Genomic DNA, 26,353 nt, shown 5'->3' with positions numbered 1-26,353 from the left:
GTGGCCAGACCTTATTATCTTCCCCTGCCTTCATCCCACTTATTACGCTCGTCCTGCAGCTCGCGTGCAAGTTTCATTTCTTTATCTTTTGCCTTTACCTTATGCGCCTGAAATTCATCGGCCACTTCCTGGTAAAGTTCAGTCCTGTATTTGGCCTCATGCCTCAACTTTCCGGATTGAAAAATAACAAAAGCCAGGCCAATGCCCAGCACAATAATAATGGTCCAAACCATAGTATTATAAGTGCCCTTGTTAAATGAAATTCCTAAAAACTTAATTTCGTTAACCGAGGCTGTAGCGTTGGCCAGTGAGTTTTCTTTTCCGGTAACCTCGCCTTTTAAACTTGAAATATGATCGGCTTGTGTCTTAATTTCCTGCCTGGCCTCCTGTAGTTGCCTACGCTCCTTTTTTAGCGTATCGTTAACACTTTTCCATAAAGCAGATAAACGGTTTGGGTTAATCAGCTTCGCGCCATACAAACTCTTGGATTTTTTTAACATGAACTGATACTGGCCGTTTAGCGATGGGTCGGTATTTTTTGTGGTGTCAGGAGTGCTTTGCGCAAATGCAAGGTTTAAAAAAAGCATAGCGCCTAAAAACAATAAGGTGTGTTTAATTTTCTGCATAGTTTAAATATAGGTATTAGCATGTAAAACTACATTTTATCCATTTTGCGATTAAAAAAAATGTTTAAAATTTGGCAAATCGATAAAATTATTTTCGTTTAACATTCTAAATAACAATTTTATCTAAGTTTTATTATAAAATTATTTACGATAGGTTACATTTGTTTCATGCAAATAGGAATTATTGGTATGGGCGATATGGGCAAATTGTATGCTTTATCGTTTGTAAACGCAGGTTACAAGGTATGTGGCGCAGATATGCCCTTACGTTTTACGGATTTAAAAAATGAACTCGAACCTAAAGGAGTTGAAGTTTTAATTGATGGACATGAGGTGTCGCGTAAAGCTGATTTTATTATTTATTGCGTTGAAGCCGAAAGAATTGATGAAGTGGTGGCTACCTTTGCGCGTTCAACCAAATATGGTGCAATTGTTTCGGGCCAAACATCGGTCAAACATCCTGAAATTGCTGCTTTTGAAAAGCACCTTCCGCCAGACACCCAGATTGTAACCTGCCATTCTCTGCACGGCCCGGCTTTCAGTCCTGAGGGGCAAACGCTTGTAGTGGTTCGTCACCGGGCTACCGATGAAGTTTATGCCCGGGCATTGGAAGTTTATCAATCTTTAAAATCGAACATTATCGAAATGGACGATTACCGCGAACACGATCGCATTGTGGCCGATACCCAGGCAGTAACGCATATGGGTTTTGAAAGTATGGGGTCTGCCTGGAAAAATGCCGGTTTCTTCCCCTGGGATAATCCGGCCTACGCCGGTGGCATCGATAATGTGAAGATTTTAACCACCCTGAGGATTTTTAGCTATAAATCTCACATTTATGCAGGTTTGGCCATTTTAAACCCTTATGCACAAAAACAGGTAAAATATTATGCACAGGCAGAGTCTGAGCTGTTTAAGCTGATGATCTGTGAAAATGAATCGGAGTTTAGGGAGAAAATTTATGCAGCCCGCGATTTCGTTTTTCAGGAGAGCCGTTCACTTTTATTGCTGGATGATAACATCATGAAAGAGTTCAGCCTATCTGATTCCGATCATAAACAGAAACCCAATTCGCATCTCAGTTTATTGAGTATGGTTTATGCCTGGTATAAAATGGGGGTAAATCCTTACGATAACCTGATCTGCCAAACCCCACCTTTTAAACTGCGGCTGGGCATTGCCGAATACCTTTTCAAAAATGAAACCATGCTGGAAGAATCGATCAATACGGCATTATACGATAAATCAATCCGGGGCGATGATTTGGAATTCCATACGGCGGTACATGAATGGGCATCCATTATCGGTTACGGCGATTTGAAGGGTTACAAGGAACATTTTGAAGCAGCAAAATCATTTTTTGCGAACCGGCTGAATGACGGTAGGGATTTGAGTGCAGAGATGATCAAACGATTAGGGAAATAATGTAAGATGGCTCATGGTTGATATTAAACTTCCACTTTAACCTCTTCCATTATCCATTTTCCATCCCTCATTTTACCTATTCCATATAACATATAGACTTTATTTTATTCCCTAAATCTTTCGTTTCGCTAAAGCAAGTACCCTATATTTGCCCGTATGTCGGTACTGCTGTTTACCATTATCGTTTTATTTGGCGCTTTTTTAGCTGGATTGTTAGGCTCGCTAACCGGTTTAGGCGGTGGGGTAATCATTATCCCGTTACTTACATTAGCTTTAGGGGTTGATATCCATTATGCCATTGGTGCATCTATTGTTTCGGTTATCGCTACCTCTTCGGGCTCGGCTGCCGCTTATGTAAAAGAAGGCATCACCAATATCCGGATCGGAATGTTTTTAGAAATCGCCACTACTATAGGGGCCATTTGCGGGGCAATTGTAGCCGTTTATCTCAATGCAAACTATATTGCTATTCTGTTTGGCTGTATTTTAATTTTTTCCGCAATCATGACTTTAAAGAAAAAGGTAGACCACACTACTCTGGACAATACTGATAAATGGGCCAGGTTTTTTAAACTCAACGGGTCTTACCCTGATAAAGGTATTGATCATCCCTATACTGTAAAACATGTGCCTGGTGGTTTTTTAATGATGCTTTTTGCCGGAACCTTATCAGGATTATTGGGCATCGGAAGTGGAGCGTTAAAGGTAATTGCAATGGATAATATTATGCGTTTGCCTTTTAAGGTATCAACCACAACCAGTAATTTTATGATGGGGGTTACGGCGGCAGCCAGTGCAGTAGTTTATCTGCACCGTGGCCAGATCGATCCCGGTATCGCCATGCCGGTATGTATCGGAGTTTTAACAGGTGCCTCTTTAGGATCTAAAGTTTTATTGAAGGCCAAAACAGATAAACTTAAAATTGTATTTGCAATTGTAGTCACCTTTCTGGCATTGCAGATGATATATAAAGGAATAAAGGGATTATAATGCGTAGAACAGGAAAAGAAAATCTTGACGATAAAGATATCCAGGTGATTCTGGGTACACTTTTGCGTACAGGCGTAATCATTTCGATGGCTATTGTATTAATCGGTGGCGTCATTTTCCTCGTTCATAACAAAGGAGCCGTTACCGATTATAGCGTTTTTAAGCCGGAAGTCAGCAAGTTTTCTTCCATTGTGGCTATATTTAAAGGAGTAACTGGTTTTCAGGGCGATGCTATTGTACAATTTGGCATACTCATGCTTATTTTTACACCGATTGCGCGCATCGTTTTCGCCATCTTTAGCTTTTTGATTGAGCGTGATTATCTTTATGTACTGATAGGATTTATTATTTTAGCCATTATAACCATTAGCCTAAACGGCGGAATAGCACATTGATTTTTCAAATAGCGATGTTTTAATTATTCAGCCTGAAATGGGCTCAATTAAAAACGACATTGATAAAGCCATTATATTTGATGGTTTATTTGTGGATGACGTGCCTGTTTATAACAGCACATCAGGGTGTATACACTATTCTTGCCAAACGATTCGGGAAATCAGTTAAGGTTAGATTTCATACCGGTTTTTTGTACTGTAAAATAAGGATAAAGTGCTTTAAGTCAAATCTATAACTACTGCTTTAACCGCGTTGACAGCCGATCTGCATCCATTTTTCAGTTAAATCACATCATATCAGCAATTTATTTGAAAAAATAATTAGCTAACTATTTGAAAATTAATAATTCTTGTCTATCTTTGCCGTCCCTTTCGGGGGATGTACAACCACCTTGAACGAAGCCCTACTGCTTCGATGGGTGTTAAAAAGAAAAGATAAAATGTCAGGAATTATTGGAAAAAAAGTAGGAATGACCAGTATTTTCGATGCAGAGGGAAGAAACATTCCTTGTACTGTAATCGAAGCTGGGCCTTGTGTAGTTACACAGGTAAAGACCGAAGAAAAAGACGGGTATTCAGCTGTTCAGCTAGGATATGATGAGAAAAAAGAGAAAAACACTTCTCAACCGTTAAAAGGCCATTTCGCGAAAGCAAACACAACTCCGAAACGCAAGCTGGTAGAATTCAACTCATTTACAACTGCACTTAACTTAGGTGATGTTGTAACTGTAGATGCATTTGCAGAAGGCGATTTTGTTGATGTTGTAGGTACCTCAAAAGGTAAAGGTTTTCAAGGTGTTGTAAAACGCCACGGATTTGCCGGTGTTGGTATGCAGACTCACGGTCAGCATAACCGTTTGCGTGCCCCAGGTTCATTGGGAGCATCATCATTCCCTTCACGTGTATTCAAAGGAATGCGCATGGCAGGAAGAACAGGTGGAGACAGGGTAAAAATTCAAAACTTACAGGTTTTGAAAGTTTATGCTGAGCAAAACTTATTAGTAGTTAGTGGTTCCATTCCAGGAGCTAAAGGTTCTTACGTAATCTTAGACAAATAATCAGATGGAAGTTAAAGTATTAAACATTTCAGGTAAAGAAACAGGTGCCAAGGTGCAACTTCCTGAATCGGTATTTGGTATCGAGCCTAACGACCACGCGATTTATTTAGATGTAAAACAGTATTTGGCTAACCAACGTCAAGGTACACACAAGTCTAAACAACGTAATGAAATTGCTGGTTCAACCCGTAAACTATACAAACAAAAAGGTACAGGTGGTGCCCGTGCCGGTAGCATTAAATCTCCGTTATTTAACGGTGGTGGTCGTGTTTTCGGTCCTCAGCCACGTGATTACAGTTTTAAATTGAACAAGAAATTAAAATCATTGGCACGTAAATCGGCTTTAGCTTACAAAGCAAAAGACAATAACGTAGTGATTTTAGAAGATTTCAACTTCGATACGATTAAAACTAAAAACTACACAAGTTTATTGGCTGCTTTAAAAGTAGATGATCAAAAAACTTTGTTGGTTTTACCTGCACAAAATAATAATATCTATTTATCAAGCAGAAACGTTCAGAAAACTAAAGTAATCTCTGCAGCAGATTTAAACACTTATGACGTGTTGAACGCTGGTGTACTTGTGTTAACTGCTGATTCTGTTAAAACTTTGGAGGAGGCGTTTGCCAAGTAATATGGAAATTTTAAAAAAACCAATATTAACCGAAAAAGCTTCAGCTTTATCTGAGAAATCTAACCGTTTCACGTTCAGTGTTAACCACAAGGCTAACAAAATCCAAATCAAAGCTGCTATTGAGAAATTGTACGGTGTAACCATCGTTGCAGTTAATACGATGGTTGTTGATGGAAAAGCTAAATCTCGTTACACTAAAGCAGGTTTTGTATCAGGCCGTAGCCCGAAATACAAAAAAGCAATCGTAACGTTAAAAGACGGCGAAACAATAGATTATTACGCAACCCTTTAATTTAATTATTCATTATAACTATGGGCTTAAGAAAATTTAAACCAGTTACTCCAGGTACCCGCTTCAGAGTTGGTGCTAGTTTTACGGAGATTACAGCAACCAAGCCCGAAAAATCATTGGTTGTATCATCAAAAAAGTCTGGTGGACGTAACAATACAGGTAAGATGACTATGCGCTATATCGGTGGTGGTCACAAAAAATCTTATCGTTTAATCGACTTCAAACGCGATAAATTCGATATTCCTGCAACAGTAGCTACTGTTGAATACGATCCAAACCGTACTGCCCGCATTGCATTATTACATTATGCAGATGGCGAGAAGCGTTATATCATTGCTCCTGAAGGATTGCAAGTTGGTTCGGTATTATTATCGGGCGATAAAGCATCACCAGAAGTAGGTAACACTTTAAAATTATCGAACATTCCATTAGGTTCTATTATCCACAATGTGGAGATTCACCCTGGAAAAGGAGCACAATTAGCTCGTAGTGCAGGTGCTTATGCACAATTAGCTGCCCGCGATGGTAAATATGCTACTTTAAAAATGCCTTCAGGCGAAACCCGTTTAATCCTGACGAGTTGTCTTGCTACTATCGGTGCGGTATCTAACTCAGATCATGCAAATGAAGTATTAGGTAAAGCTGGTCGTAAACGTTGGTTGGGCCGTCGTCCGAGAACCAGACCGGTAGCGATGAACCCAGTAGATCACCCAATGGGTGGTGGTGAAGGTAGATCATCAGGTGGTCACCCACGTTCAAGAAAAGGCGTTTTAGCTAAAGGCTACAAAACCAGAGAACTTAAAAAATATTCTAATCGTTACATCATAGAGAGAAGGAAGAAATAATGGCTCGTTCGATAAAAAAAGGACCTTATATTGACCATAACGTAGAGAAAAAAGTAAACTCTATGAATGATTCAGGCAAAAAGTCTGTAATCAAAACTTGGTCTCGCAGATCAATGATATCACCAGATTTCGTGAATCATACATTTGCTGTACACAACGGAAATAAATTTATCCCTGTGTACGTTACAGAAAACATGGTTGGTCACAAGTTGGGAGAATTTGCTCCAACCAGAACATTCAGAGGACACGCTGAAAAGAAAAAATAATTAGACAATGGAAGCAGTAGCAAAATTAAACAATTGTCCAACCTCACCGCGTAAGATGCGTTTGGTTGTAGATCTTATCAGAGGTGAACGTGTAGAAAAAGCATTAAGCATTTTAAAGTTTACCAATAAAGAAGCAGCAATAAAAGTTGAGAAATTATTATTATCTGCTATCAAAAACTGGGAAACTAAAAATGAAGGTGCCCGCCCTGAAGAAAATCAACTTTTTGTTAAAACAGTTATGGTTGATGGTGGCCGTCAGTTGAAACGCTTACGTCCAGCTCCTCAAGGCCGTGGATATAGAATTCGTAAACGTTCTAACCACGTAACGCTGATTGTAGATAGTAAAAACACAGAAACAACTCAAAACTAATTAGGAAATGGGACAAAAAGCAAATCCAATAGGTGCCAGATTAGGAATTATCAAAGGATGGGATTCTAACTGGTTCGGTGGCAACAACTACTCCGATAAATTAGTTGAAGATGAGAAAATAAGAAAATACCTTTCTGCCCGTATTGCAAAAGGTGGTGTAGCAAAAGTGGTTATCGAGCGTACGTTAAAACGTATCACCGTTACCATACATACTGCTCGCCCGGGTATTGTAATCGGTAAAGCAGGTGCTGAGGTTGATAAAATCAAAGAAGAGTTAAAGAAACTGACTAAAAAGGAAATTCAAATTAACATCTTCGAAATTAAACGCCCGGAACTTGATGCACAATTAGTTGCAGAAGGTGTTGCAAAACAATTAGAAGCAAGGATCTCATTCCGTAGAGCAATGAAATCTTCTATCGCATCAACCATGCGTATGGGTGCTGAAGGTATCAAAATCATGACTTCTGGTCGTTTAGGTGGTGCTGAGATGGCACGTACCGAGCAGTACAAAGAAGGAAGAGTGCCTTTGCATACATTCCGTGCTGATATCGACTACGCATTAGCCGAAGCCTTAACTACTTATGGTAAAATAGGTGTTAAAGTTTGGATCTGTAAAGGTGAGGTTTATGGAAAACGTGATTTGTCTCCAAACATTGGTGCAACAAACAACGGTCCTAAAGGCGCATCAGATAAACCAGCTTTCGGTGGAAGAGATAACCGTGGTGGTGGAAGAGACAACCGTGGCGGTGGTAACGACAGACGTGGTGGAAACCAAGGCGGTGGTCGTGGTCCAGGCCAAGGTGGTGCAAACAGAGGTGGTGGCGCAGGCGCTAACAGAGGTCCTCGTAAATAATTGATTTATTAACATCGTTTAACGATTAGAACAAAATAAAATGTTACAGCCAAAAAGAACGAAGTTCAGGAAGATGCAAAAAGGCAGAATGAAGGGTTTAGCTTCCCGTGGAGCTGAATTAGCATTCGGATCTTTCGGTATCAAATCTCTAGAGGCAACTTGGATCACAAGTCGCCAGATCGAGGCTGCCCGTATTGCCGTAACCCGTTTCATGAAACGTGAAGGCCAAGTATGGATCAGGATCTTCCCGGACAAACCGGTAACTAAAAAACCTGCTGAGGTGCGTATGGGTAAAGGTAAAGGTGCTCCTGAATATTGGGTAGCAGTTGTAAGACCTGGACGTGTAATTTTCGAAGCTGAAGGTGTGCCTTTGGAAGTTGCTAAAGAAGCATTGCGTTTAGCTGCTCAGAAATTACCGATCCAAACCAAATTCGTAGTACGTAGAGATTACGTAGAAGCATAGTAAAGTGTTGAGATGAATGTTGTAAAATACTTGTTTATTATAACCGCTACACTCAACGTAAAAGAAAAAGAAAAATGAAAAATTCAGAAATCACAGGGCTTTCAAAAGAAGAATTAGTAGCTAAGATTGCGGAAGAAAAAGAGAACTTATCAAAGTTAAAGTTCGCTCACACTATTTCAGCTATAGAAAATCCTTCACGTATTGCAAAAGTAAGGAAAGATATAGCCCGTTTAAACACTCAGTTGACTAAAGTGAAAAACACGGAGTCAGCTACTGAAACTAAATAATTTGAGAGTCGACATGGAAAGACAATTAAGAAAAACAAGAACCGGGTTAGTGGTAAGCAACAAGATGGATAAATCTGTTGTAGTGAGCGTGGAACGTAAAGTAAAACACCCGATTTATGGTAAGTTCGTAAAGAAAACTACCAAATTTATGGCTCACGATGAGAAAAATGAATGCGGTATCGGTGATACGGTATTGATTATGGAAACTCGTCCTTTGAGTAAAAACAAGAACTGGAGATTGGTACAAATTTTAGAAAGAGCTAAATAAGATGGTACAACAGGAATCGAGATTAAACGTTGCTGATAATAGCGGCGCAAAAGAAGTATTGGTAATTCGTGTGCTAGGTGGAACCGGCAAACGTTATGCTTCAATTGGTGATAAAGTAGTTGTTACCGTAAAAAGCGCGTTACCTTCAGGTAACATCAAAAAAGGTACAGTTTCTAAAGCAGTTGTTGTAAGAACTAAAAAAGAAATCCGTCGTAAAGATGGTTCTTATATCCGTTTTGACGATAATGCTGCTGTATTATTGAACGCACAGGATGAGCCAAGAGGTACACGTATCTTTGGCCCGGTTGCGAGAGAACTACGTGAAAAACAATTCATGAAAATCGTATCATTAGCACCGGAGGTATTATAAAATGGGAAACAAAGTAAATACACCAAAACTTAAAATCCGTACAGGAGATTTAGTTAAAGTAATTGCTGGCGATTCAAAAGGTCAACAAGGAAAAGTACTTTCAGTACAAAAAGATAAAAACAGAGCCATTGTAGAAGGCATTAATTTAGTATCTAAACACACTAAACCAAATGCTGCTAATCCAAACGGTGGTATTATTAAAAAAGAAGCTGCTCTTCACATTTCTAACCTGATGTTGGTTGATCCAAAATCTGGTAAAGCTACCCGCGTAGGTCGTAAACCTAACGCAGATGGTAAATTGGTTAGAGTTGCTAAAATTTCAGGAGAGGAGATTAAATAATGGCTACACCTAGATTAAAAAGCAAATACAAAGAAGAAGTTGTAAATGCACTAAAAGAGAAATTTCAGTACAAAACTGTAATGCAGGTTCCTAAGTTGGAAAAAATCTGTATCAATCAGGGTGTTGGTCGTTTTTCTGTTACAGATAAAAAAATTATGGACACCACTATCGTTGAGTTGACCACCATTACTGGTCAGCAAGCGGTTCCGGCGAGTTCAAAGAAAGATATCTCTAACTTTAAATTGCGTAAAGGTATGCCAGTTGGTGTGCGCGTTACGCTTCGCGATAACAACATGTACGAGTTCTTAGATCGTTTGATCTCTGTAGCTTTGCCTCGTATCCGTGATTTCAAAGGTATTAATGATAAAGGATTTGATGGAAAAGGTAACTATACTTTAGGTGTTACTGAGCAAATCATCTTTCCAGAGATTAACATCGATAAAATCAATAAAATTTTAGGGATGGATATAACTTTCGTAACTTCGGCAAAATCTGACGTTGAAGCGCTTGAGTTATTGAAACAATTCGGATTACCATTTAAAAATCAAAAAACAGCAGAATAATGGCAAAAGAAGGTGTAAAAGCACGCGAAGTTAAGCGCCAAAAATTGGTAGCTAGATACGCTGAAAAACGTGCAGCATTAAAAGCTGCAGGAGATTTCGAGGGTTTAGATAAATTACCTAAAAACTCATCTCCGGTACGTTTACACAACCGTTGTAAATTAACTGGTCGTCCTCGTGGATATATGCGTACCTTTGGTATTTCAAGGGTAACATTCCGCGAAATGGCACTAGACGGTAAAATACCAGGTGTAAAAAAAGCATCTTGGTAATACAAGCTTAAAGCTGAAAGCTCAAAGTCTAAAGCGATATATGTTGCTTTAGTCTTTGTGCTTTGGTCTTTTTGCTTTTAAAAGAATTTTAACCGATAGCAGGTCCCACAGCTGGGTAGCAGAAGGAAACCACTATCAAAAACAATAAATAATGAATACAGATCCAATAGCAGATTATTTAACAAGAGTAAGGAATGCCATTAAGGCCAACCACAGAGTTGTAGAAATTCCTGCATCAAACCTTAAAAAGGAAATTACAAAAGTACTTTTTGATAAAGGTTACATCGCGAACTATAAGTTTGAAGATACTACCGTTCAAGGCACGATTAAAATAGCTTTGAAATACAATCCGATTACTAAAGTTCCTGCTATTCGTACATTAGTGCGAGTAAGTAAACCAGGTTTGAGACAGTATGCAGGCGTTGAAAATATGCCAAGAGTATTAAACGGTTTAGGTATCGCAATCTTATCTACTTCTAAAGGCATAATGACCGATAAAGAAGCAGCCAAATTAAATATTGGTGGTGAGGTATTGTGTCACGTTTATTAATATTTAGGAGAACTACACAATGTCAAGAATAGGAAAAGCCCCAATTACAATCCCTTCAGGCGTAACCATTACCGTATCTAACGATAACGTGGTAACTGTAAAAGGCCCTAAAGGAGAATTATCACAAGCAGTTGATAAAGATATCACTGTAAGTCAGGAAGATGGAATTTTAACAGTTCAACGTCCATCAGATCAAAAGAAACACAAAGCATTACACGGTTTATACCGCTCATTGCTTAACAACATGGTTGTTGGTGTTACAGAAGGTTACACATTAACTCAAGAGTTGGTAGGTGTTGGTTACCGTGCTACAAACCAGGGTAATACATTAGACTTGGTTTTGGGTTACTCTCACCACTATGTATTCCAGTTGCCAGCAGAGATTAAAGTAACTACGCAATCAGAAAAAGGTCAGACGCCTAAAATTATTTTAGAAAGTATTGACAAACAATTGATTGGCCAGGTAGCAGCGAAAATCCGTTCGTTACGTGCACCAGAACCATATAAAGGTAAAGGTATCAAATTTGTAGGTGAAGTGTTAAGAAGAAAAGCAGGTAAATCAGCATCTAAAAAATAGTAATCATGGCAGGTAAAAAATTATCAAGAAGAGATCGTATTAAAAAAGGGATCAGAAAAAGACTTACCGGTTCGGAAGAACGTCCAAGGTTATCTGTATATAGAAGCAATAAAGGGATTTATGCTCAGGTAATTAACGATGTAACCGGTAGAACAATAGCATCAGCATCATCATTATCGAAAGATTTTACTGGTACTGGAAGCAAGAGCGATCAGTCAGTTGCAGTAGGTAAATTAGTTGCCGAAAAAGCAATTGCTGCAGGTGTTAAAGAAGTTGTTTTCGATAGAAATGGCTATTTATACCACGGTCGTGTGAAATCGTTGGCAGAGGGTGCCCGCGAAGCTGGTTTAGTATTTTAATCTGAAGAAAAAGTAAGATGTCAACTATTAATATAAAAAGAGTAAAAACCACCGATATCGAATTAAAGGATCGTTTGGTTAGTATACAACGTGTTGCCAAAGTAACCAAAGGTGGCCGTACTTTCAGCTTCTCTGCAATTGTTGTTGTAGGTGATGAAAACGGTGTTGTTGGTTTCGGTTTAGGTAAAGCGAAAGAGGTAACTGAAGCAATTGCTAAAGGTGTGGATGATGCTAAAAAGAACTTGGTAAAAGTTCCGATTTTAAATGGTACTGTACCTCATGAGCAAATCGGTAAATTCTCAGGTGGTTTTGTTTTAATCAAACCAGCTGCAGTAGGTACCGGAGTAATTGCCGGTGGTGCGATGCGTGCTGTATTAGAGAGTGCCGGTGTACATAATGTATTGGCAAAATCTAAAGGATCATCTAACCCACACAACGTGGTAAAAGCAACTGTTGATGCATTAACTAAAATGCGTGATGCTTATACAGTAGCTCAAACCCGTGGTATAGATTTAAACAAAGTATTTAACGGATAATATTATGGCTAAGATCAAAATAACACAAGTAAAAAGCGTTATCGACAGAAGCGAGCGCCAAAAAAGAACCGTTCAGGCTTTGGGTTTATCTAAAATGAACCAGAGCGTTGAAGTAGAAGCTACTCCACAGATTATCGGTATGGTTCGTAAAGTGAACCATTTGGTAGCAATCGAAGCAATCTAGTAAAAGTTCTAAAGGTAGTATAGGTGTAAGCCGGTACTACCTTTATATATGTTTAATCGTTGTACCTGTTTAGTGAAAGCGAAGGGCAACACAAATTCAAAAAGATGAATTTAAGTAATTTAAAACCTGCAGTAGGTTCTACAAAAAACAGTAAAAGAATTGGTCGTGGTACAGGTTCTGGTCGTGGCGGTACTTCAACCCGTGGTCACAAAGGTGCGGGTTCCCGTTCAGGTCACAAAACCAAAATCGGTTTCGAAGGTGGTCAAATGCCTTTACAACGTCGTGTGCCTAAAGTTGGTTTCAAACCAATTAACCGCACAGAGTATGTAGGTGTAAACTTAGACGTTTTACAAGCATTAGCTGAAAAACATAGCTTAACAACTATCGATTTTGCTGCTTTACAAGCACATGGTTTAGCTTCTAAAAACGACTTGGTTAAAATTTTAGGTCGTGGCGAAGTTAAAGCAAAGCTAGAAATTACAGCACATGCGTTCTCTGCAACCGCACAAAAAGCTATTGAAGCTGCAGGTGGTTCTATTGTAAAATTGTAATTATTAAATGAAGAAGCTATTTACTACTTTAAGTAATATCTGGAAAATTCAGGAATTAAAAGAGCGTATATTGTTTACGCTCTTAATTCTTTTGGTATACCGTTTCGTATCTCACGTGGTTTTACCAGGTGTAGATCCAACTGCTTTAGGCAATAACGAAAAATCAGGAATCTTAGGCCTACTAGATATGTTTGCCGGCGGTTCTTTCTCTCGTGTGTCTATTTTAGCATTGGGGGTAATGCCTTACATTTCTGCATCGATTGTGGTGCAGCTATTGGGTATTGCTGTTCCTTCTTTCCAAAAAATGCAGAAAGAGGGCGAAAGTGGTAGAAAGAAAATGAACCAGATTACCCGTTACCTAACGGTAGCGATCACAATCGTTCAGTCTGTTGGTTACGTTAAAACGCAAGTTCCTGCAGAAGCAATTTTATTGCCAAATACTTTATTTTTAGTGTTATCTACGTTTGTATTAACAGCAGGTACATTATTTGTAATGTGGTTGGGTGAAAAAATTACGGATAAAGGTATTGGTAACGGTACTTCACTAATCATTATGGTTGGTATTATTGCGCGTTTACCAGTGGCAATTTCTCAGGAGTTTAGTGCACGTGTGGGTTCTGCTAGTGAAGGTGGAGGCCCTGTTGCATTGGTTTTAGAGATCGTTGCTTTATTTGCAGTGGTGATGTTTACCATTTTAATTGTTCAAGGTGTACGTAAAGTGCCTGTACAATACGCTAAGAAAATTGTTGGTAACCGCCAGTTTGGTGGTGTTCGTCAGTATATTCCTTTAAAGGTTAATGCTGCCGGGGTTATGCCCATCATTTTTGCTCAGGCGTTAATGTTTATTCCAGGTGCTTTAATGCAGTTTGTTCCTTCATTACAAGGTTCTTGGTTAATCCAGTTCAGCAATACCACGTCGTTGGCTTATAGCTTAACGTTCGCATTTTTAATTATTGCATTTACTTTCTTCTATACAGCGATTACAGTTAATCCAACTCAAATGAGCGATGATATGAAGAAAAATGGTGGTTTTATTCCGGGTATTAAGCCTGGTTTCGCAACATCAACTTTTATTGATGATGTCATTTCAAAAATCACTTTCCCAGGTGCTGTATTTTTAGCGATCATTGCTATTCTTCCTTCTATTGCGGTTAAGTTTGGCATTAAGCAAGAGTTTGCACACTTCTTTGGTGGTACTTCTTTATTGATTTTAGTTGGTGTTGTATTGGATACACTGCAGCAAATTGAAAGTTATTTATTGATGCGCCATTATGATGGTTTGATGAAAACGGGTAGAGTTACTGGCAGAACAGGTGTTCCTGCTGCAAGTAGCAACGCAGCGCTGTAGTGTAAGGATGTCTAAAATTTATTACAAGTCTCTTGAGGAGATCGAGTTAATAAGAGAAAGTTCCATGCTTGTTTCTAAAACTTTGGCCGAAGTGGCCAAGGTTATAAAAGCAGGCATGACCACTATTCAGTTAGATCAGTTAGCCTATGAGTTTATTAGTGATCACGGAGCGATTCCTGCATTTTTAAATTACAATGGTTTCCCTTATTCATTGTGTATTTCACCAAATGAACAAGTTGTTCATGGTTTTCCAAGCAAATATATAATTCAAGAGGGTGATCTGATTTCGGTTGATTGTGGAGTAATCAAGAACAATTATTTTGGAGATTCAGCTTATACTTTCTCCATAGGAGAGATTGATGCTGAAAAACAAAAGTTGCTTACGGTTACTCAACGTTGTCTGGAATTGGGTATCGAAAAAGCTGTTGTTGGGATGCGTACCGGTGATATTGGTTATGCAGTTCAGCAGTGTGCAGAAGCTAACGGATTTGGTGTGGTAAGAGAGCTTGTGGGACATGGCGTTGGTGTAAAACTTCACGAGAAACCAGAGGTTCCGAATTATGGGAAACGTGGTGCAGGACCAAAACTGGAAGAAGGGATGGTTATTGCAATAGAACCCATGATTAATGCAGGCGTAGCCGGTGTTAAATTCCATAACGATGGATGGACGGTAACCAGTAAAGACAATAAACCATCGGCACATTTTGAACACACAGTAGCCATTAAAAAGGGTCAGGCAGACGTTTTATCGACGTTTTCTATAATAGAAGAAGTTTTGCAACAAAAAAATAAATAATTAAAAATTTTTGTTTAATTTTGCAACCCTGTTTAGAAGCAGCTAATTAAGTAACAATCAATAAAATATGGCTAAACAAGCCTCAATTGAACAAGACGGAGTAATAAGGGAAGCATTATCTAATGCGATGTTCCGGGTAGAACTCGAGAACGGTCATGAGATAATTGCCCATATTTCAGGAAAGATGAGGATGCACTACATCAAAATTCTTCCTGGAGATAAGGTTAAATTGGAAATGTCTCCTTATGATTTAACAAAAGGACGCATTACTTATAGATACAAATAAAATGAAAGTTAGATCATCAATTAAAAAACGTAGCGCTGATTGCAAGATTATTCGCCGTAAAGGAAAACTTTACGTAATCAACAAGAAAAATCCTAAATACAAGCAACGTCAAGGGTAATTAGAAAATAGTGTAATTTACCGTACAACGGTGGCCCGCCGTTCGGAATTACTGCAAAACAATAATAAATATGGCAAGGATTTCAGGTATTGATTTACCAAGAAACAAAAGAGGAGAGATCGGTTTAACCTATATCTATGGTATCGGTAGAACAACTGCTCAACGTATTTTAACTACGGCAGGTATCGATTTAAACAAAAAAGTACAGGACTGGTCTGATGATGAGTTATCGGCAATCCGTACAATGATCAACGATGAGATTAAAGTAGAAGGTGCTTTACGCTCAGAGGTTCAATTAAACATCAAACGTTTAATGGATATTGGTTGTTACCGTGGTTTACGTCACAGAAAAGGTTTACCTTCTCGTGGTCAGCGTACTAAAAACAACTCACGTACTCGTAAGGGTAAGAGAAAAACAGTTGCTAACAAGAAAAAAGCTACTAAATAATAGATAGATGTGAGATGTGAGATATGAGATGTGGAGACATATCTTTTAATCTGCTCAAATCTGGAACAAAAGAGAAAAAGTAGGATACTGAGTATCGGGATATAGAAGTTTTTAAATCTCAAGTCTCATATCTAAAATCTAAAAGATAAAATGGCTAAAAGTAAAAAAGTAACAAAAAAACGTATCGTTGTAATTGAGCCTGTTGGTCAGGCACATATCAATGCTACCTTTAACAACATCATCGTTACCTTAACAAACAACAACGGACAGACTATCTCATGGTCTTCTGCTGGTAAAATGGGCTTTAAAGGTTCTAAAAAGAACACGCCTTATGCAGCTGGTCAAGCAGCTTCAGATTGCGGTAAAGTAGCATTTGATTTAGGTTTACGTAAAGTTGAAGTATTTGTAAAAGGTCCGGGTTCAGGTCGTGAATCTGCAATCAGAACTTTACAGGTAGCAGGTTTAGAAGTAACATCTATCAAAGATATTACGCCACTTCCTCACAACGGATGTCGTCCTCCTAAAAAGAGAAGAGTTTAATTAATTTTAAAGCTAAGAATCTCCAGCTAAAGGTTGGATGATACTTTAAAAACAAAAAGAAAATGGCAAGATATACAGGCCCAAAATCAAAAATCGCACGTAAATTCAGAGAACCAATTTTCGGTCCTGATAAAGTGTTAGACAGAAAAAATTATCCTCCCGGCCAACATGGCGTTTCAAAAAGAAGAGGAAAACAATCTGAATATGCGATCCAGTTAATGGAGAAACAAAAAGTAAAATACACTTATGGTGTATTGGAAAAACAATTCAGTAACTTGTTTAAAAAAGCATCTTCACGTGCGGGTATCACCGGTGATAACTTACTTCAGTTATTAGAAGCACGTTTAGATAACACAGTTTACCGTTTAGGTATTTCAACAACCCGTTCTGGTGCACGCCAGTTAGTTAGCCATAAACACGTAACCGTGAATGGTGAAGTTGTAAATATCCCTTCATATCAGTTAAAAGCTGGTGATGTGGTTGCTGTTCGTGAAAAATCTAAATCTTTAGAATCAATTAGTAACTCAGTTGCAGGCAGAACAATCAACAAGTTCGCATGGTTAGAGTGGAACGCCAGTGAATTAACTGGTAAATTCTTAACCTACCCTCAACGTGATGAGATTCCTGAAAACATCAAGGAAAACTTAATCATCGAGTTGTACTCAAAGTAATAAATGAGCTAGTTAATTACCTCAAAAGGGTAATTAACTTTTTTCATGTTACTATATATTCAATAACGAATTTAAAAAAATATAAATGGCAATTTTAGCATTTCAGAAACCAGACAAAGTGATCATGCAGAAATCAACTGATTTCGATGGCACATTTGAATTTCGTCCTTTAGAGCCCGGTTTCGGTGTAACAATTGGTAATGCCTTAAGAAGAATTTTACTTTCTTCATTAGAAGGTTATGCTATTACTACTATTCGTTTTTCAGGCGTTTCTCACGAATTTTCTACCATCAAAGGTGTTGTAGAAGATTTAACTGACATTATCTTAAACTTAAAACAGGTTCGTTTTAAGAAAACAGGTGATTCAGGTGATTCTGAAAAAGTTTTCATCATCGTTAATGGTCAAGATCAGTTTAAAGCTGGTGATATCACTAAATTCTCTAACAACTTTACAGTTTTAAACCCTGAGCATGTGATTTGCAATATGGATAAATCTGTTACTTTGGAAGTGGAATTAACCATCAATAAAGGACGTGGTTATGTACCTGCTGAAGAAAATAAAGTTGCTGATGCTGTTGTAGGTGTAATCGCAATCGATTCGATTTATACTCCAATGAAAAATGTAAAATACACGATCGAAAACTTTCGTGTTGAACAAAAAACGGATTATGAAAAATTGGTTTTAGATATCTCTACCGACGGTTCAATCCATCCTGAAGAAGCATTAAAAGAAGCGGCTAAGATCCTTATCCAACACTTTATGTTATTCTCAGATGAGAATTTGGTATTAGAATCTCAGGCAAAAGAAGAAACCAAAGAGGTTGACGAGGAAATTTTACACATGCGTAAAATCCTTAAAACTGAATTGGTAGATATGGATCTTTCCGTTAGGGCACTAAACTGCTTAAAAGCGGCTGATATCCGTACTTTGGCTGATTTAGTTTCTTATGACGTTGCTGATATGTTAAAATTCAGAAACTTCGGTAAGAAATCTTTAACAGAGATCCAGGAATTGGTAAAATCAAAAGGTTTATCATTTGGTATGAACCTGTCTAAATTTAAATTAGACGAAGAATAAGATTAGTCCAGAGTCTTTAGTTCGGAGTCGTAAGTCTTCCTTTCTACAGCCTCAACTAAAATAAATAATTTTTCACAGTGTATAATTCCCTCTGAGACAGAGACGGTATACACTTAATCAAAAAACAATGAGACACGGTAAAAAAGTAAACCACTTAGGTAGAACCGACAGCCACAGAAAAGCGATGTTAGCTAACATGGCTACATCACTAATTAAAGCAAAAAGAATTACTACAACTTTAGCTAAAGCTAAAGCTCTACGTACTTATGTTGAGCCATTAATCACTAAAGCGAAAAATGACACCACTCACTCACGTCGTACAGTTTTCTCTTATCTACAGGATAAAGAAGTAATCACGATTTTGTTCCGCGAAGTAGCTGAGAAAGTGGCAAACCGTCCAGGTGGTTATACTCGTATCATTAAATTAAACAATCGTCAGGGTGATAACGCTGAGATGGCTTTAATTGAATTGGTAGACTACAATACAGTTTACGGTAAAGATGTAGAAGTTAAAGAAGAAAAGAAAACAACCCGTCGTGGTAGAAGTAAATCGGCTGCACCTAAAGCGGCTGAAGCAAAAGCTGAAACTACTGAAGAAGTTGCTCCTGCTGAAGAAGCTCCTGCTACTGAGGAACCAAAAGGAGAATAATTTTATTCAACTTAAGCATAGGAAAGTCCTGTTCGAAAGAGCAGGACTTTTTTGTTTTTATGCTATTGATCGTCACTGCAAGGTACGAGGCAATCTTAAAGTGATCGTTGTAAGGATTGCTTCGTCGTTCCCACTCGCGATGACGGGTAAATTTGATCAAACGTTTGTCTCATTTTTTCATTACATGGGTTTATTTCAAGCAGCTATGTTTAAATTAGCTTCAAACAAATTAAAAATGAAATTTAGGTTTTTTCTATTCTTCTGCCTTTTGTGGCAGTCAGCTCTCCTTGCACAAACACTAAAATATACCAATGGCAACAACTCATGGAATGCTGATTCGCTTGGTAACCATAGGGCAGTGTTACAATTTTCGGGTACGGGCAAACTTGCACACGCCAAAATTGACTGGCGCAGAAGAGATGAACATCCTGAAACGAAAGGACTCATGATCCAGGATGCCAATGGTAAAAATGTTGCCATTTTTGGTGCCGATAAATTAACCCGCGAAAGCGTCGATATTTATTTTGAACCTCATGGTGCCGGAAAATATTATATCTATTACCTGGCTTATAAAAACGAAGGTAGAAGCAATTACCCTAAAGGTGTTTATTTAAAACCAAAACCGGTAGATCAGAAATGGTTAAACCAGGCTAAACGTATTCCCGTAAATACTTCGGTAGTAGAAATCCAGTCTGTTGATGCCTTTAATAGCTTCTATCCAATGGAAGTGATTGCTACAGCGAAAGAAACAGCAGCAGTCAAAGCCAGATACACTACAGATGCTTTTGTGGTGTTTCCTGAAGACAGGATGTTTCCAATTAAAATGCAAAGCGATTTACCTTACCGCTGGATTCAGAAAGGAGCTGCCCGTATTTTTACAGGTACCGCAAGCAAGGGGGAAAATTATGCTTTTCAGCTGGGCGTATTTGCCTTGAAGAACTTGAACAACTTAACCGTAGATTTTGGCGATTTAAAGACAGCTGCTGGAAAAGTTATCCCTTCGAAATTTATTAACTGTTTAAATACCAAAGGAACGAGCTATGATAATAAACCGCTGGTTGAAGTGGTGAATGTCGCTTCGGGTAACGTTCAGCCCATGTGGATTAACATTGATATTCCTAAAACTACAGCTTCAGGTGTATACGCCGGTAATTTTGTGGTTAAAGCCAATGGTAAGTCGAAAGTAATTGCCGCTAAAATTACGGTTGGCAACCAGGTTTTAGCCGATAATGGTGTTGGGACACCCGATAAACAAACCCGTTTGACCTGGTTAAACTCCACCTTAGCACAACCGAATACGGTGGTTGCACCTTACACTCCCTTAACGCTACAAGGGAATGTAATCTCGCTTTTAGGCCGTAAATTTGAAATCAATCCGGATGGTTTCCCGAAACAAATCCAGACCTTCTTTAATGAAGAGATGACAGCTTATACCGATAAACCTAACAATATCTTAGCTGAGCCCATTCACTTTCACTTTTTTAATACCCCCAAAACACAGGAGAAATTTATTCCTGCCAACTTCCAGATTATCAGCAAAGAGGCAGGTACCGTAAAATGGGTGGCGACAAATACTTCCGAAAATCTAAAAATGGATTTGGAAGGTACGCTTGAATTTGATGGTTATGTGCATTATGTGGTTAAGGTTACCGCTTTAAAAGATGTAGATTTCAGCAATGTGGATCTTCATATCCCGTTTGATAAAGGTTCGACTAAATATCTAATGGGATTGGGAGAAAAAGGCGGAGTTAGACCAGATATCGTTAAATGGAAGTGGGATGTTACTAATAAAAATCAGGATGCCGTTTGGATCGGTAATGTAAATGCGGGACTGTATTACAATTTAAGAGATGAGCGCTATATTCGACCGTTAAACACCAATTTTTACCTGCAGAAGCCTTTGTTATTGCCTAAATCGTGGGGCAACGAAGATAAAGGGGGAATCCAGATTAATGTAAAAGGGAGTTCGATGCTGGCAGATAACTTTACAGGTGCAAGAAGCATGAAAAAAGGCGATGTATTGTACTATAACTTTAATTTGTTAATTACGCCATTCCACTTACTTAATCCCGATTTTCAGTGGGATAACCGCTTTTACCATAAATATGGCAATTTAGATTCCATTAAAGCTACTGGGGCAAGTGTGGTAAACATTCATCACGCTACGCCGATTAATCCGTGGATCAACTATCCGTTTATCGAATGGAAAAAGATGAAAAGTTATATCGACGAGGCACACAGCAAAGGTTTGAAAGTTAAAATCTACAATACCGTTCGTGAACTTTCTAATCACGCTTACGAATTACCTGCTTTAAGAAGTCTCGGTACAGAAGTATATTCGCCCGGAAAGGGTGGTGGCTTTAGCTGGTTGCAGGAGCATTTAAATTCTAACTACATTGCGGCCTGGTTTGTGCCCGAAATTAAGGATGCAGCTGTAATTAACAGCGGAATGAACCGCTGGCACAATTACTATGTAGAAGGGATGAACTGGCTGGTAAATAACGTAGGTATTGATGGCGTTTATCTGGATGATGTGGCTTTTGATCGGGTAACCATGAAAAGGATTAAACGCGTACTAACGCAAAACAACCATCCGGGCATTATCGATTTGCACTCGGCCAACCAGTATAACAAAAGTGATGGCTTTAACAACAGCGCCATTTTATACATGGAGCATTTTCCTTATCTGAACCGTTTATGGTTTGGCGAATATTTCGATTATCAAAAAAACAGCCCCGATTTCTTTTTAACTGAGGTGAGTGGTATTCCATTTGGTTTAATGGGCGAAATGCTGCAAGATGACGGAAACCCCTGGCGCGGGATGATTTACGGCATGACAAGCCGTTTAGGTTGGTCGGAAAAGAGCGATCCAAGGCCGCTGTGGAAAGCCTGGGACAATTTCGGAATTAAAGGTTCGGAAATGATTGGCTACTGGAGCGAAAACTGTCCGGTTAAAACCGATAACCCGAAAGTTTTAGCCACAGTTTATAAAAAGCAGGGCAAAACCATGGTGGCCTTAGCCAGCTGGGCTGAAAGTGATACAGAGGTTAATTTAAGTATTGATTGGGCTAAATTGGGACTTGATGCCGGCAAAGTTAAAATAAACGCTCCGGCAATTGATAACTTCCAGATGGCGGGCAATTATGTTGATGGAAAATCGGTTCCCGTTGAAAAAGGAAAAGGTTTGATTCTGATTATGGAGTAATATTTTCCGGTATCCAACAAGCTGTTTCAGTAGCTATATTGCAAAAAATAAAATACAAGCCCCCTCATAAGTCAACTATGAGGCGGCTTGTTAGTTAATTAATGTAATCTTCTATATATTTCTGCCAGTCTACGTTGAACGGGATAACAACGTATTTTCCTTGTGGACTAACCAGAAATTTTGATGGCCAGGATGAAACGTTGTATTTTTTTTCAATTTGATTATCGGACATCACCACAGGAAAGCTGTAGTTTAAGCTTTCCATGTATTTCTTAACCACATGCTCCTGATCTTCACTTGCAATGGTAATGATATTTAATCTTTTCATCTTTCCATCTTTTGTATCAAGATAAAGTTTTTGTAAATCAGGATGCTCTTTTCTACAAGGTGAACACCAGGTTCCCCAAAAATCAATCAATGTCCATTGATTTTTGTTATTTCCTAGAACATATTGATTCCCATCTACCTGTTTAAGCGAAAACAGTGGTGCTGATGCAAATTTCTTATTGAATTCACTTAGCCAGTAATCATCAAAGTTGGCTTGACCTTTATACAGTTCTTTTGCTTTTTGTTTGAATGATGGATCATTCATAGACATCACCATAATCGTTTTGAATTTTTCCTCATCACTTCCAAGTGCAGCTAAATAATCTTCCTCAAAAGAATATTTCTCATTTCCGAATAGAAAAATCATGTCATAAAAGTAGGCATTCGAAAATGTCTTGTCTAAAATGTCGGGACTGTAACTAAATGCAAGTTTGAGCCGTTCCAGTTTTTGATTCTTAGTTAGTTTTAGGTTCTGTGAGGTGATGAAATTACAATAGGCGAACATATACCTGTACCAGGCACGCTTCTCTTTAGCAGGCCTTGTAACGGTTGTGGGGTCTTCAGTTATTTGATGATTTTGAAGATTGTTATAAATCAATTCGATAATCCTGTCTGCATCGGGACGGAGTTTATTGTTGTTATACAGTAACTTAGCGATTAACAATCCATATCTTGCTTTTCTTTGCGTATAAAAATCTGTTGTAGAATTTAAATATCTGATATATTCGGTACCAATGGCTTTTAGTTTTGTGCTATTGGTTAAATTATCCTGAGCTTCCACCCATTGCAAAATTGGATAGGCATTTGCCTTTAGTTCTGCATTTGGATCATTCTTGATCTGGGCTAAAATTTTATAAGCGCTTTGCTTCATTTCTTTAAATTTCCTCCGGGCAGAGTCTATTGTAACATGCTGAGATTTAAGTGTCGCCAGAAATTCGCTGCTGGCAAATAATTTCGTCTCAGAGAAGATTAGAAAACGCTGTGCAAAACTGTTATGTAATAATTCGTCGGTAGAGTTAGGTTCAAGAGTAGCCAGGTTCCTTAAAAAAAACAGGGCTGAATCCGGATCATTTTCATTGGTTCTTTGAAAGCCATTAAAATTGTTTACATACCTACTGACGGTGTACTGGCTGAAGCCAACACTGGCCAAGCTAAGAAAAAGTATGAGTAGCGTTAATTTTTTCATTTGTTAATTTTCGTTGTTAAATTTTCACATTTTCCATTCCATACTGTTTGAGTACATCGGCAGGAACACCAGCCCATTGGTTTGGCGCATTACCTACATAACCAATGTCTTTTACGCCCATTTCTGTGGTGTAAAAACCTGATGCGGTTAAATTCCTCATCCTGTTGAAAAAAGCTACGCCAGCCTGCATTTCTGGCCTGGCTTTTTTAGGGTAAGCAATTTCATCAACAATAGAAATCTGCTGATCTGCAGAAGCTTTAACAAAAGGTTTTTGAAATTTATTAAAGCTATACACATCCAACCATTTCAGTCCGCCACGCATAGGTGTTTTATGTTCGGGAATGTCTTTTACGATAAATTCGATGAACTCTGGTACTTTGGCATCAGAAGCACTGCCCGAAACTTCGTCCTTCGGGATAATGATGTCGGCCAAAACGGTAATTGTAGCCATTTCATGTTTGGTGAAAAAAGTTTCAGATTTCAGATTTTTATCACGGTCCAGTTCCCATTGTTCCCTGCCTGCTTCTTTTGCACCTTCTTCTGGTGCAACCTCGGTTTTTGTTTCAGGTTGCTTACAGGCCTCAAGCAGCACGGTTGTGCTTATGGCGGTTAAACCTAGTGCTTTTAGTGAATCACGTCTGTTCATGTTGTAATTCTTTAAATGTTTTGTTTTTTCTTTTGAGCTAAAATATATTCTGCGGTACGCATGGATAGGGCCAAAATAGTCCAGGTAGCGTTTTTATCGCCCTGTTGTACAAATGGACCCGCATCTACCACGAACAGATTTTTACAATCATGTGCCTGACAGTATCTGTTCAATGCCGATTTTTTAGGGTCATCACCCATGCGGATGGTACCTACCTCGTGGATGATTTTTCCTGGATTGAGTAAACCGTAATTGGTATCTGCACCTTGAATTTCGGAGGTTACCACTGCGCCCATTTCCTTCATAATCGAAAGAAAGGTTTCCTGCATGTGTTTTGCCTGTAGAATTTCATCTTTATCCCATTTGTAGTTAAACCTTAAAACCGGAATGCCATATTTATCTACCGTATTGGGGTCTATTTCGCAGTAGTTGCTTTCTCTCGCAATAGCGGTACCACGACCGGCCATTCCGACACCAGTGCCATAAAACCTCCGATAATCATCTTTTAATGATTTTCCGTAACCTCCGGCCTCTTTCATTTTGCCGTCTCTGCCGGGTACCATGCCGTTCATTTGAGCCACGCCGCTACCAAAACCATAAGCAGGCATGCCCATTCCGCCCCAATATTCGATGTGATAACCGCGCGGGAAGTTGAGTTTGCGATTATCTAACCACCAGGGCGAATAAATGTGCACACTGCCTACGCCATCTTCGTTATAACGTTTCCGATCCATCAATTGCGGTAAAAAGCCCGAAACACTTGCTCCTGTAGAGTCGTGCAGATATTTACCTACTACACCGCTGCTATTGGCCAGGCCATTTGGGTGCAAAGTTGATTTTGAATTTAATAAAATACGCGCTGATTCGCAGGCACTTGCACCTAAAATAACCAGTCTGCCGTTTACCTGATATTCCTGCAAATCTTTTCGGTTTACATAAGAAACACCTTTAGCCGTACCATCCTTGTCTGTGATCACTTCCCGTACCATTGCATCGGTAATTACGGTCAGGTTTCCGGTTTTTACTGCAGGATTTACCAGACATGATGATGATGAAAAATCGCCATAAACTTTGCAGCTTCTGCCGCATTGACCACAATAAAAACAAGGTGCACGGTCATTGTTGTTCGGTAAAGCTTCCGTTAATACAGACCCACGACCGGTAATTACCTTTACTCCGGCTTTTTCAGCTCCTTTTTTGATAAAAAGCTCATTTAACCTCGGTTTTGGCGGTTTCATAAAAATGCCATCAGGTTCATTTTCTAAACCTTCAGCAGTTCCATAAATACCGATCATGCGGTCAACTTTATCGTAAAATGGTTTTACGTCCGCGTAAGTTATTGGCCAGGCATCGGTTAAACCATCTTTAGGCTTAAAATCATCCGGACCCATCCGTAAAGAAATCCTGCCCCAGTGGTTGGTACGGCCACCGAGCATGCGCGAACGGAACCATTCAAACTCACTTTTATTTTTCTGTGTATAAGGCTCGCCTTCGAGCTCCCAGCCACCATAAGATGCATCAAAATCACCGAATGGACGAACGGTGCCTGCACCACGGCGTGGTGACTCCCATGGCCATTTTAATTGATGTGAATCTAATCGCGGATCAAAATTTTGACCAGCCTCGAGCATTAAAACCTTTTGACCGGCATGTGCTAGCACATAGGCTGCCATTCCGCCACCTGCACCCGAGCCAACAATAATGGCATCGTATACAGTAGGCGATTTTTTTATCTGAAAGTCACTCATGTATTGTGGTTAGCTATTTGAATACCCTAATCTAAAATTTAATTTTTTGAAAAAAAAGTGTTCCACTATTTTGGAATCAATATAGATAATAATGTGATGGCGGGTTTCTAAATCGTATTATGTCATTTACCTATTTAAATCGATATCAACAATTTTTATGGTGGAAGATGGCAATCCATATTACATTTTATCTCTTACATCTTTTTATATGGTCGCTCTATTGTTACATTATTCAT

General features: G+C 38.8%; 37 protein-coding genes. 33 read left to right on the top strand and 4 right to left on the bottom strand.

The features are described from left to right. Positions 1-14 precede the first annotated feature (14 nt). Entirely contained in the window at positions 15-626 is a 612-nt protein-coding gene (locus ACK1I8_RS15005) for a hypothetical protein (RefSeq protein WP_412466148.1), read from the bottom strand. Between the two features lie 168 nt (positions 627-794). Between ACK1I8_RS15005 and ACK1I8_RS15000 the strand changes: the two genes are divergently transcribed. From ACK1I8_RS15000 to ACK1I8_RS14840, 33 genes are all read left to right on the top strand, one after another. Continuing rightward, positions 795-2,051, top strand: a complete 1,257-nt coding sequence (locus ACK1I8_RS15000) for an NAD(P)-binding domain-containing protein (RefSeq protein ID WP_412466147.1) — start codon at positions 795-797, stop codon at positions 2,049-2,051. A 156-nt stretch (positions 2,052-2,207) separates the two neighbouring features. After that, positions 2,208-3,041, top strand: a complete 834-nt coding sequence (locus tag ACK1I8_RS14995) for a sulfite exporter TauE/SafE family protein (RefSeq protein WP_412466146.1) — start codon at positions 2,208-2,210, stop codon at positions 3,039-3,041. After that, on the top strand, positions 3,041-3,436 hold the full coding sequence (locus ACK1I8_RS14990) for a DUF1634 domain-containing protein (protein ID WP_412466145.1): 396 nt from the start codon (positions 3,041-3,043) through the stop codon (positions 3,434-3,436). Before ACK1I8_RS14995 ends, ACK1I8_RS14990 begins: the two co-directional genes overlap by 1 nt. 440 nt (positions 3,437-3,876) lie before the next feature. After that, on the top strand, positions 3,877-4,494 hold the full coding sequence (gene rplC, locus ACK1I8_RS14985; RefSeq protein ID WP_039475454.1) for a 50S ribosomal protein L3: 618 nt from the start codon (positions 3,877-3,879) through the stop codon (positions 4,492-4,494). A gap of 4 nt (positions 4,495-4,498) precedes the next feature. Next, entirely contained in the window at positions 4,499-5,128 is a 630-nt protein-coding gene (gene rplD, locus ACK1I8_RS14980) for a 50S ribosomal protein L4 (protein WP_412466144.1), read from the top strand. A gap of 1 nt (position 5,129) precedes the next feature. Then, the gene (gene rplW, locus ACK1I8_RS14975; protein ID WP_090501098.1) at positions 5,130-5,420 is read left to right on the top strand and encodes a 50S ribosomal protein L23; all 291 of its coding nucleotides are present in this window, start codon (positions 5,130-5,132) and stop codon (positions 5,418-5,420) included. 20 nt (positions 5,421-5,440) lie between these two features. After that, positions 5,441-6,265 carry a 50S ribosomal protein L2 gene (gene rplB / locus ACK1I8_RS14970; protein ID WP_412466143.1) on the top strand — a complete coding sequence of 275 codons (825 nt, stop codon included), beginning with the start codon at positions 5,441-5,443 and terminating at the stop codon, positions 6,263-6,265. Beyond that, positions 6,265-6,531 carry a 30S ribosomal protein S19 gene (rpsS, locus tag ACK1I8_RS14965; RefSeq protein WP_010599906.1) on the top strand — a complete coding sequence of 89 codons (267 nt, stop codon included), beginning with the start codon at positions 6,265-6,267 and terminating at the stop codon, positions 6,529-6,531. The genes rplB and rpsS overlap by 1 nt, the downstream gene beginning before the upstream one ends. A 7-nt stretch (positions 6,532-6,538) precedes the next feature. Then, the gene (rplV, locus tag ACK1I8_RS14960) at positions 6,539-6,901 is read left to right on the top strand and encodes a 50S ribosomal protein L22 (protein WP_090984046.1); all 363 of its coding nucleotides are present in this window, start codon (positions 6,539-6,541) and stop codon (positions 6,899-6,901) included. Between the two features lie 7 nt (positions 6,902-6,908). Then, on the top strand, positions 6,909-7,754 hold the full coding sequence (gene rpsC / locus ACK1I8_RS14955) for a 30S ribosomal protein S3 (RefSeq protein WP_090501104.1): 846 nt from the start codon (positions 6,909-6,911) through the stop codon (positions 7,752-7,754). A gap of 40 nt (positions 7,755-7,794) precedes the next feature. Next, positions 7,795-8,217, top strand: coding sequence for a 50S ribosomal protein L16 (rplP, locus tag ACK1I8_RS14950; RefSeq protein WP_010599903.1), 423 nt, complete (start codon positions 7,795-7,797; stop codon positions 8,215-8,217). Between the two features lie 74 nt (positions 8,218-8,291). Beyond that, positions 8,292-8,504, top strand: a complete 213-nt coding sequence (rpmC, locus tag ACK1I8_RS14945) for a 50S ribosomal protein L29 (protein ID WP_090984044.1) — start codon at positions 8,292-8,294, stop codon at positions 8,502-8,504. Positions 8,505-8,517: 13 nt separating this feature from the next. Then, complete coding sequence (gene rpsQ, locus ACK1I8_RS14940; RefSeq protein WP_010599901.1) at positions 8,518-8,772, top strand: 30S ribosomal protein S17; 255 nt, start codon at positions 8,518-8,520, stop codon at positions 8,770-8,772. Between the two features lies 1 nt (position 8,773). Beyond that, complete coding sequence (gene rplN / locus ACK1I8_RS14935; RefSeq protein WP_010599900.1) at positions 8,774-9,142, top strand: 50S ribosomal protein L14; 369 nt, start codon at positions 8,774-8,776, stop codon at positions 9,140-9,142. A 1-nt stretch (position 9,143) separates the two neighbouring features. Next, entirely contained in the window at positions 9,144-9,482 is a 339-nt protein-coding gene (rplX, locus tag ACK1I8_RS14930; protein ID WP_412466142.1) for a 50S ribosomal protein L24, read from the top strand. After that, positions 9,479-10,045: a 50S ribosomal protein L5 gene (gene rplE / locus ACK1I8_RS14925; RefSeq protein WP_138818417.1), complete on the top strand. Its 567-nt coding sequence runs from the start codon at positions 9,479-9,481 to the stop codon at positions 10,043-10,045. The genes rplX and rplE overlap by 4 nt, the downstream gene beginning before the upstream one ends. After that, positions 10,045-10,314, top strand: coding sequence for a 30S ribosomal protein S14 (gene rpsN / locus ACK1I8_RS14920; RefSeq protein WP_039475193.1), 270 nt, complete (start codon positions 10,045-10,047; stop codon positions 10,312-10,314). The genes rplE and rpsN overlap by 1 nt, the downstream gene beginning before the upstream one ends. 148 nt (positions 10,315-10,462) lie before the next feature. Continuing rightward, positions 10,463-10,864, top strand: coding sequence for a 30S ribosomal protein S8 (rpsH, locus tag ACK1I8_RS14915; protein ID WP_412469379.1), 402 nt, complete (start codon positions 10,463-10,465; stop codon positions 10,862-10,864). Positions 10,865-10,883: 19 nt separating this feature from the next. Next, positions 10,884-11,441, top strand: a complete 558-nt coding sequence (gene rplF / locus ACK1I8_RS14910; protein ID WP_293788497.1) for a 50S ribosomal protein L6 — start codon at positions 10,884-10,886, stop codon at positions 11,439-11,441. 5 nt (positions 11,442-11,446) lie between these two features. Beyond that, positions 11,447-11,800, top strand: a complete 354-nt coding sequence (rplR, locus tag ACK1I8_RS14905; RefSeq protein WP_412466141.1) for a 50S ribosomal protein L18 — start codon at positions 11,447-11,449, stop codon at positions 11,798-11,800. A gap of 17 nt (positions 11,801-11,817) precedes the next feature. Next, entirely contained in the window at positions 11,818-12,336 is a 519-nt protein-coding gene (gene rpsE, locus ACK1I8_RS14900; RefSeq protein WP_010599893.1) for a 30S ribosomal protein S5, read from the top strand. 4 nt (positions 12,337-12,340) lie between these two features. Beyond that, positions 12,341-12,520 (top strand): 50S ribosomal protein L30, encoded by a 180-nt coding sequence (gene rpmD / locus ACK1I8_RS14895; RefSeq protein WP_010599892.1) that lies wholly within the window; start codon positions 12,341-12,343, stop codon positions 12,518-12,520. A gap of 104 nt (positions 12,521-12,624) precedes the next feature. Next, entirely contained in the window at positions 12,625-13,071 is a 447-nt protein-coding gene (gene rplO / locus ACK1I8_RS14890; RefSeq protein ID WP_025145210.1) for a 50S ribosomal protein L15, read from the top strand. 7 nt (positions 13,072-13,078) lie between these two features. Continuing rightward, complete coding sequence (secY, locus tag ACK1I8_RS14885) at positions 13,079-14,419, top strand: preprotein translocase subunit SecY (protein WP_090501111.1); 1,341 nt, start codon at positions 13,079-13,081, stop codon at positions 14,417-14,419. A gap of 7 nt (positions 14,420-14,426) precedes the next feature. After that, positions 14,427-15,215, top strand: a complete 789-nt coding sequence (gene map / locus ACK1I8_RS14880) for a type I methionyl aminopeptidase (protein ID WP_412466140.1) — start codon at positions 14,427-14,429, stop codon at positions 15,213-15,215. Between the two features lie 67 nt (positions 15,216-15,282). Then, the gene (gene infA, locus ACK1I8_RS14875; RefSeq protein WP_010599888.1) at positions 15,283-15,501 is read left to right on the top strand and encodes a translation initiation factor IF-1; all 219 of its coding nucleotides are present in this window, start codon (positions 15,283-15,285) and stop codon (positions 15,499-15,501) included. A 1-nt stretch (position 15,502) separates the two neighbouring features. Continuing rightward, positions 15,503-15,619 (top strand): 50S ribosomal protein L36, encoded by a 117-nt coding sequence (gene rpmJ, locus ACK1I8_RS14870; RefSeq protein ID WP_010599887.1) that lies wholly within the window; start codon positions 15,503-15,505, stop codon positions 15,617-15,619. Positions 15,620-15,689: 70 nt separating this feature from the next. Beyond that, entirely contained in the window at positions 15,690-16,067 is a 378-nt protein-coding gene (gene rpsM / locus ACK1I8_RS14865) for a 30S ribosomal protein S13 (RefSeq protein ID WP_010599886.1), read from the top strand. Positions 16,068-16,217: 150 nt separating this feature from the next. After that, positions 16,218-16,607, top strand: coding sequence for a 30S ribosomal protein S11 (gene rpsK, locus ACK1I8_RS14860; RefSeq protein WP_039475175.1), 390 nt, complete (start codon positions 16,218-16,220; stop codon positions 16,605-16,607). A gap of 62 nt (positions 16,608-16,669) precedes the next feature. After that, the gene (rpsD, locus tag ACK1I8_RS14855) at positions 16,670-17,278 is read left to right on the top strand and encodes a 30S ribosomal protein S4 (protein ID WP_090984033.1); all 609 of its coding nucleotides are present in this window, start codon (positions 16,670-16,672) and stop codon (positions 17,276-17,278) included. Positions 17,279-17,363: 85 nt separating this feature from the next. Continuing rightward, the gene (locus tag ACK1I8_RS14850; RefSeq protein ID WP_090984031.1) at positions 17,364-18,356 is read left to right on the top strand and encodes a DNA-directed RNA polymerase subunit alpha; all 993 of its coding nucleotides are present in this window, start codon (positions 17,364-17,366) and stop codon (positions 18,354-18,356) included. A 127-nt stretch (positions 18,357-18,483) separates the two neighbouring features. After that, positions 18,484-19,005, top strand: a complete 522-nt coding sequence (rplQ, locus tag ACK1I8_RS14845; RefSeq protein ID WP_412466139.1) for a 50S ribosomal protein L17 — start codon at positions 18,484-18,486, stop codon at positions 19,003-19,005. A gap of 235 nt (positions 19,006-19,240) precedes the next feature. After that, on the top strand, positions 19,241-22,210 hold the full coding sequence (locus ACK1I8_RS14840) for a glycoside hydrolase domain-containing protein (protein ID WP_412466138.1): 2,970 nt from the start codon (positions 19,241-19,243) through the stop codon (positions 22,208-22,210). A 94-nt stretch (positions 22,211-22,304) separates the two neighbouring features. Here the strand turns inward: ACK1I8_RS14840 and ACK1I8_RS14835 are convergent, their stop codons facing one another. From ACK1I8_RS14835 to ACK1I8_RS14825, 3 genes are read right to left on the bottom strand one after another with little or no spacing between them, the layout of a single operon-like run. Beyond that, positions 22,305-23,723, bottom strand: coding sequence for a TlpA family protein disulfide reductase (locus tag ACK1I8_RS14835; RefSeq protein WP_412466137.1), 1,419 nt, complete (start codon positions 23,721-23,723; stop codon positions 22,305-22,307). A gap of 16 nt (positions 23,724-23,739) precedes the next feature. Next, positions 23,740-24,369: a gluconate 2-dehydrogenase subunit 3 family protein gene (locus ACK1I8_RS14830; RefSeq protein ID WP_412466136.1), complete on the bottom strand. Its 630-nt coding sequence runs from the start codon at positions 24,367-24,369 to the stop codon at positions 23,740-23,742. Positions 24,370-24,380: 11 nt separating this feature from the next. Then, a complete protein-coding gene (locus ACK1I8_RS14825) occupies positions 24,381-26,117 on the bottom strand; it encodes a GMC family oxidoreductase (RefSeq protein ID WP_412466135.1) in 1,737 nt (578 codons plus the stop codon). Positions 26,118-26,353: the final 236 nt, after the last annotated feature.

Source organism: Pedobacter sp. KLB.chiD (assembly GCF_047040275.1).
GTDB lineage: Bacteria > Bacteroidota > Bacteroidia > Sphingobacteriales > Sphingobacteriaceae > Pedobacter.
This window is presented reverse-complemented; position numbering and strand designations above follow the sequence as displayed.

Excerpts from the sequence above, each read along its gene's own strand:
- ACK1I8_RS15005 (WP_412466148.1), bottom strand. The coding sequence starts at position 626 with ATGCAGAAAATTAAACACACCTTATTGTTTTTAGGCGCTATGCTTTTT.
- ACK1I8_RS15000 (WP_412466147.1), top strand. The coding sequence starts at position 795 with ATGCAAATAGGAATTATTGGTATGGGCGATATGGGCAAATTGTATGCT.
- ACK1I8_RS14995 (WP_412466146.1), top strand. The coding sequence starts at position 2,208 with ATGTCGGTACTGCTGTTTACCATTATCGTTTTATTTGGCGCTTTTTTA.
- ACK1I8_RS14990 (WP_412466145.1), top strand. The coding sequence starts at position 3,041 with ATGCGTAGAACAGGAAAAGAAAATCTTGACGATAAAGATATCCAGGTG.
- rplC (WP_039475454.1), top strand. The coding sequence starts at position 3,877 with ATGTCAGGAATTATTGGAAAAAAAGTAGGAATGACCAGTATTTTCGAT.
- rplD (WP_412466144.1), top strand. The coding sequence starts at position 4,499 with ATGGAAGTTAAAGTATTAAACATTTCAGGTAAAGAAACAGGTGCCAAG.
- rplW (WP_090501098.1), top strand. The coding sequence starts at position 5,130 with ATGGAAATTTTAAAAAAACCAATATTAACCGAAAAAGCTTCAGCTTTA.
- rplB (WP_412466143.1), top strand. The coding sequence starts at position 5,441 with ATGGGCTTAAGAAAATTTAAACCAGTTACTCCAGGTACCCGCTTCAGA.
- rpsS (WP_010599906.1), top strand. The coding sequence starts at position 6,265 with ATGGCTCGTTCGATAAAAAAAGGACCTTATATTGACCATAACGTAGAG.
- rplV (WP_090984046.1), top strand. The coding sequence starts at position 6,539 with ATGGAAGCAGTAGCAAAATTAAACAATTGTCCAACCTCACCGCGTAAG.
- rpsC (WP_090501104.1), top strand. The coding sequence starts at position 6,909 with ATGGGACAAAAAGCAAATCCAATAGGTGCCAGATTAGGAATTATCAAA.
- rplP (WP_010599903.1), top strand. The coding sequence starts at position 7,795 with ATGTTACAGCCAAAAAGAACGAAGTTCAGGAAGATGCAAAAAGGCAGA.
- rpmC (WP_090984044.1), top strand. The coding sequence starts at position 8,292 with ATGAAAAATTCAGAAATCACAGGGCTTTCAAAAGAAGAATTAGTAGCT.
- rpsQ (WP_010599901.1), top strand. The coding sequence starts at position 8,518 with ATGGAAAGACAATTAAGAAAAACAAGAACCGGGTTAGTGGTAAGCAAC.
- rplN (WP_010599900.1), top strand. The coding sequence starts at position 8,774 with ATGGTACAACAGGAATCGAGATTAAACGTTGCTGATAATAGCGGCGCA.
- rplX (WP_412466142.1), top strand. The coding sequence starts at position 9,144 with ATGGGAAACAAAGTAAATACACCAAAACTTAAAATCCGTACAGGAGAT.
- rpsN (WP_039475193.1), top strand. The coding sequence starts at position 10,045 with ATGGCAAAAGAAGGTGTAAAAGCACGCGAAGTTAAGCGCCAAAAATTG.
- rplF (WP_293788497.1), top strand. The coding sequence starts at position 10,884 with ATGTCAAGAATAGGAAAAGCCCCAATTACAATCCCTTCAGGCGTAACC.
- rplR (WP_412466141.1), top strand. The coding sequence starts at position 11,447 with ATGGCAGGTAAAAAATTATCAAGAAGAGATCGTATTAAAAAAGGGATC.
- rpsE (WP_010599893.1), top strand. The coding sequence starts at position 11,818 with ATGTCAACTATTAATATAAAAAGAGTAAAAACCACCGATATCGAATTA.
- rpmD (WP_010599892.1), top strand. The coding sequence starts at position 12,341 with ATGGCTAAGATCAAAATAACACAAGTAAAAAGCGTTATCGACAGAAGC.
- rplO (WP_025145210.1), top strand. The coding sequence starts at position 12,625 with ATGAATTTAAGTAATTTAAAACCTGCAGTAGGTTCTACAAAAAACAGT.
- secY (WP_090501111.1), top strand. The coding sequence starts at position 13,079 with ATGAAGAAGCTATTTACTACTTTAAGTAATATCTGGAAAATTCAGGAA.
- map (WP_412466140.1), top strand. The coding sequence starts at position 14,427 with ATGTCTAAAATTTATTACAAGTCTCTTGAGGAGATCGAGTTAATAAGA.
- infA (WP_010599888.1), top strand. The coding sequence starts at position 15,283 with ATGGCTAAACAAGCCTCAATTGAACAAGACGGAGTAATAAGGGAAGCA.
- rpmJ (WP_010599887.1), top strand. The coding sequence starts at position 15,503 with ATGAAAGTTAGATCATCAATTAAAAAACGTAGCGCTGATTGCAAGATT.
- rpsM (WP_010599886.1), top strand. The coding sequence starts at position 15,690 with ATGGCAAGGATTTCAGGTATTGATTTACCAAGAAACAAAAGAGGAGAG.
- rpsK (WP_039475175.1), top strand. The coding sequence starts at position 16,218 with ATGGCTAAAAGTAAAAAAGTAACAAAAAAACGTATCGTTGTAATTGAG.
- rpsD (WP_090984033.1), top strand. The coding sequence starts at position 16,670 with ATGGCAAGATATACAGGCCCAAAATCAAAAATCGCACGTAAATTCAGA.
- ACK1I8_RS14850 (WP_090984031.1), top strand. The coding sequence starts at position 17,364 with ATGGCAATTTTAGCATTTCAGAAACCAGACAAAGTGATCATGCAGAAA.
- rplQ (WP_412466139.1), top strand. The coding sequence starts at position 18,484 with ATGAGACACGGTAAAAAAGTAAACCACTTAGGTAGAACCGACAGCCAC.
- ACK1I8_RS14840 (WP_412466138.1), top strand. The coding sequence starts at position 19,241 with ATGAAATTTAGGTTTTTTCTATTCTTCTGCCTTTTGTGGCAGTCAGCT.
- ACK1I8_RS14835 (WP_412466137.1), bottom strand. The coding sequence starts at position 23,723 with ATGAAAAAATTAACGCTACTCATACTTTTTCTTAGCTTGGCCAGTGTT.
- ACK1I8_RS14830 (WP_412466136.1), bottom strand. The coding sequence starts at position 24,369 with ATGAACAGACGTGATTCACTAAAAGCACTAGGTTTAACCGCCATAAGC.
- ACK1I8_RS14825 (WP_412466135.1), bottom strand. The coding sequence starts at position 26,117 with ATGAGTGACTTTCAGATAAAAAAATCGCCTACTGTATACGATGCCATT.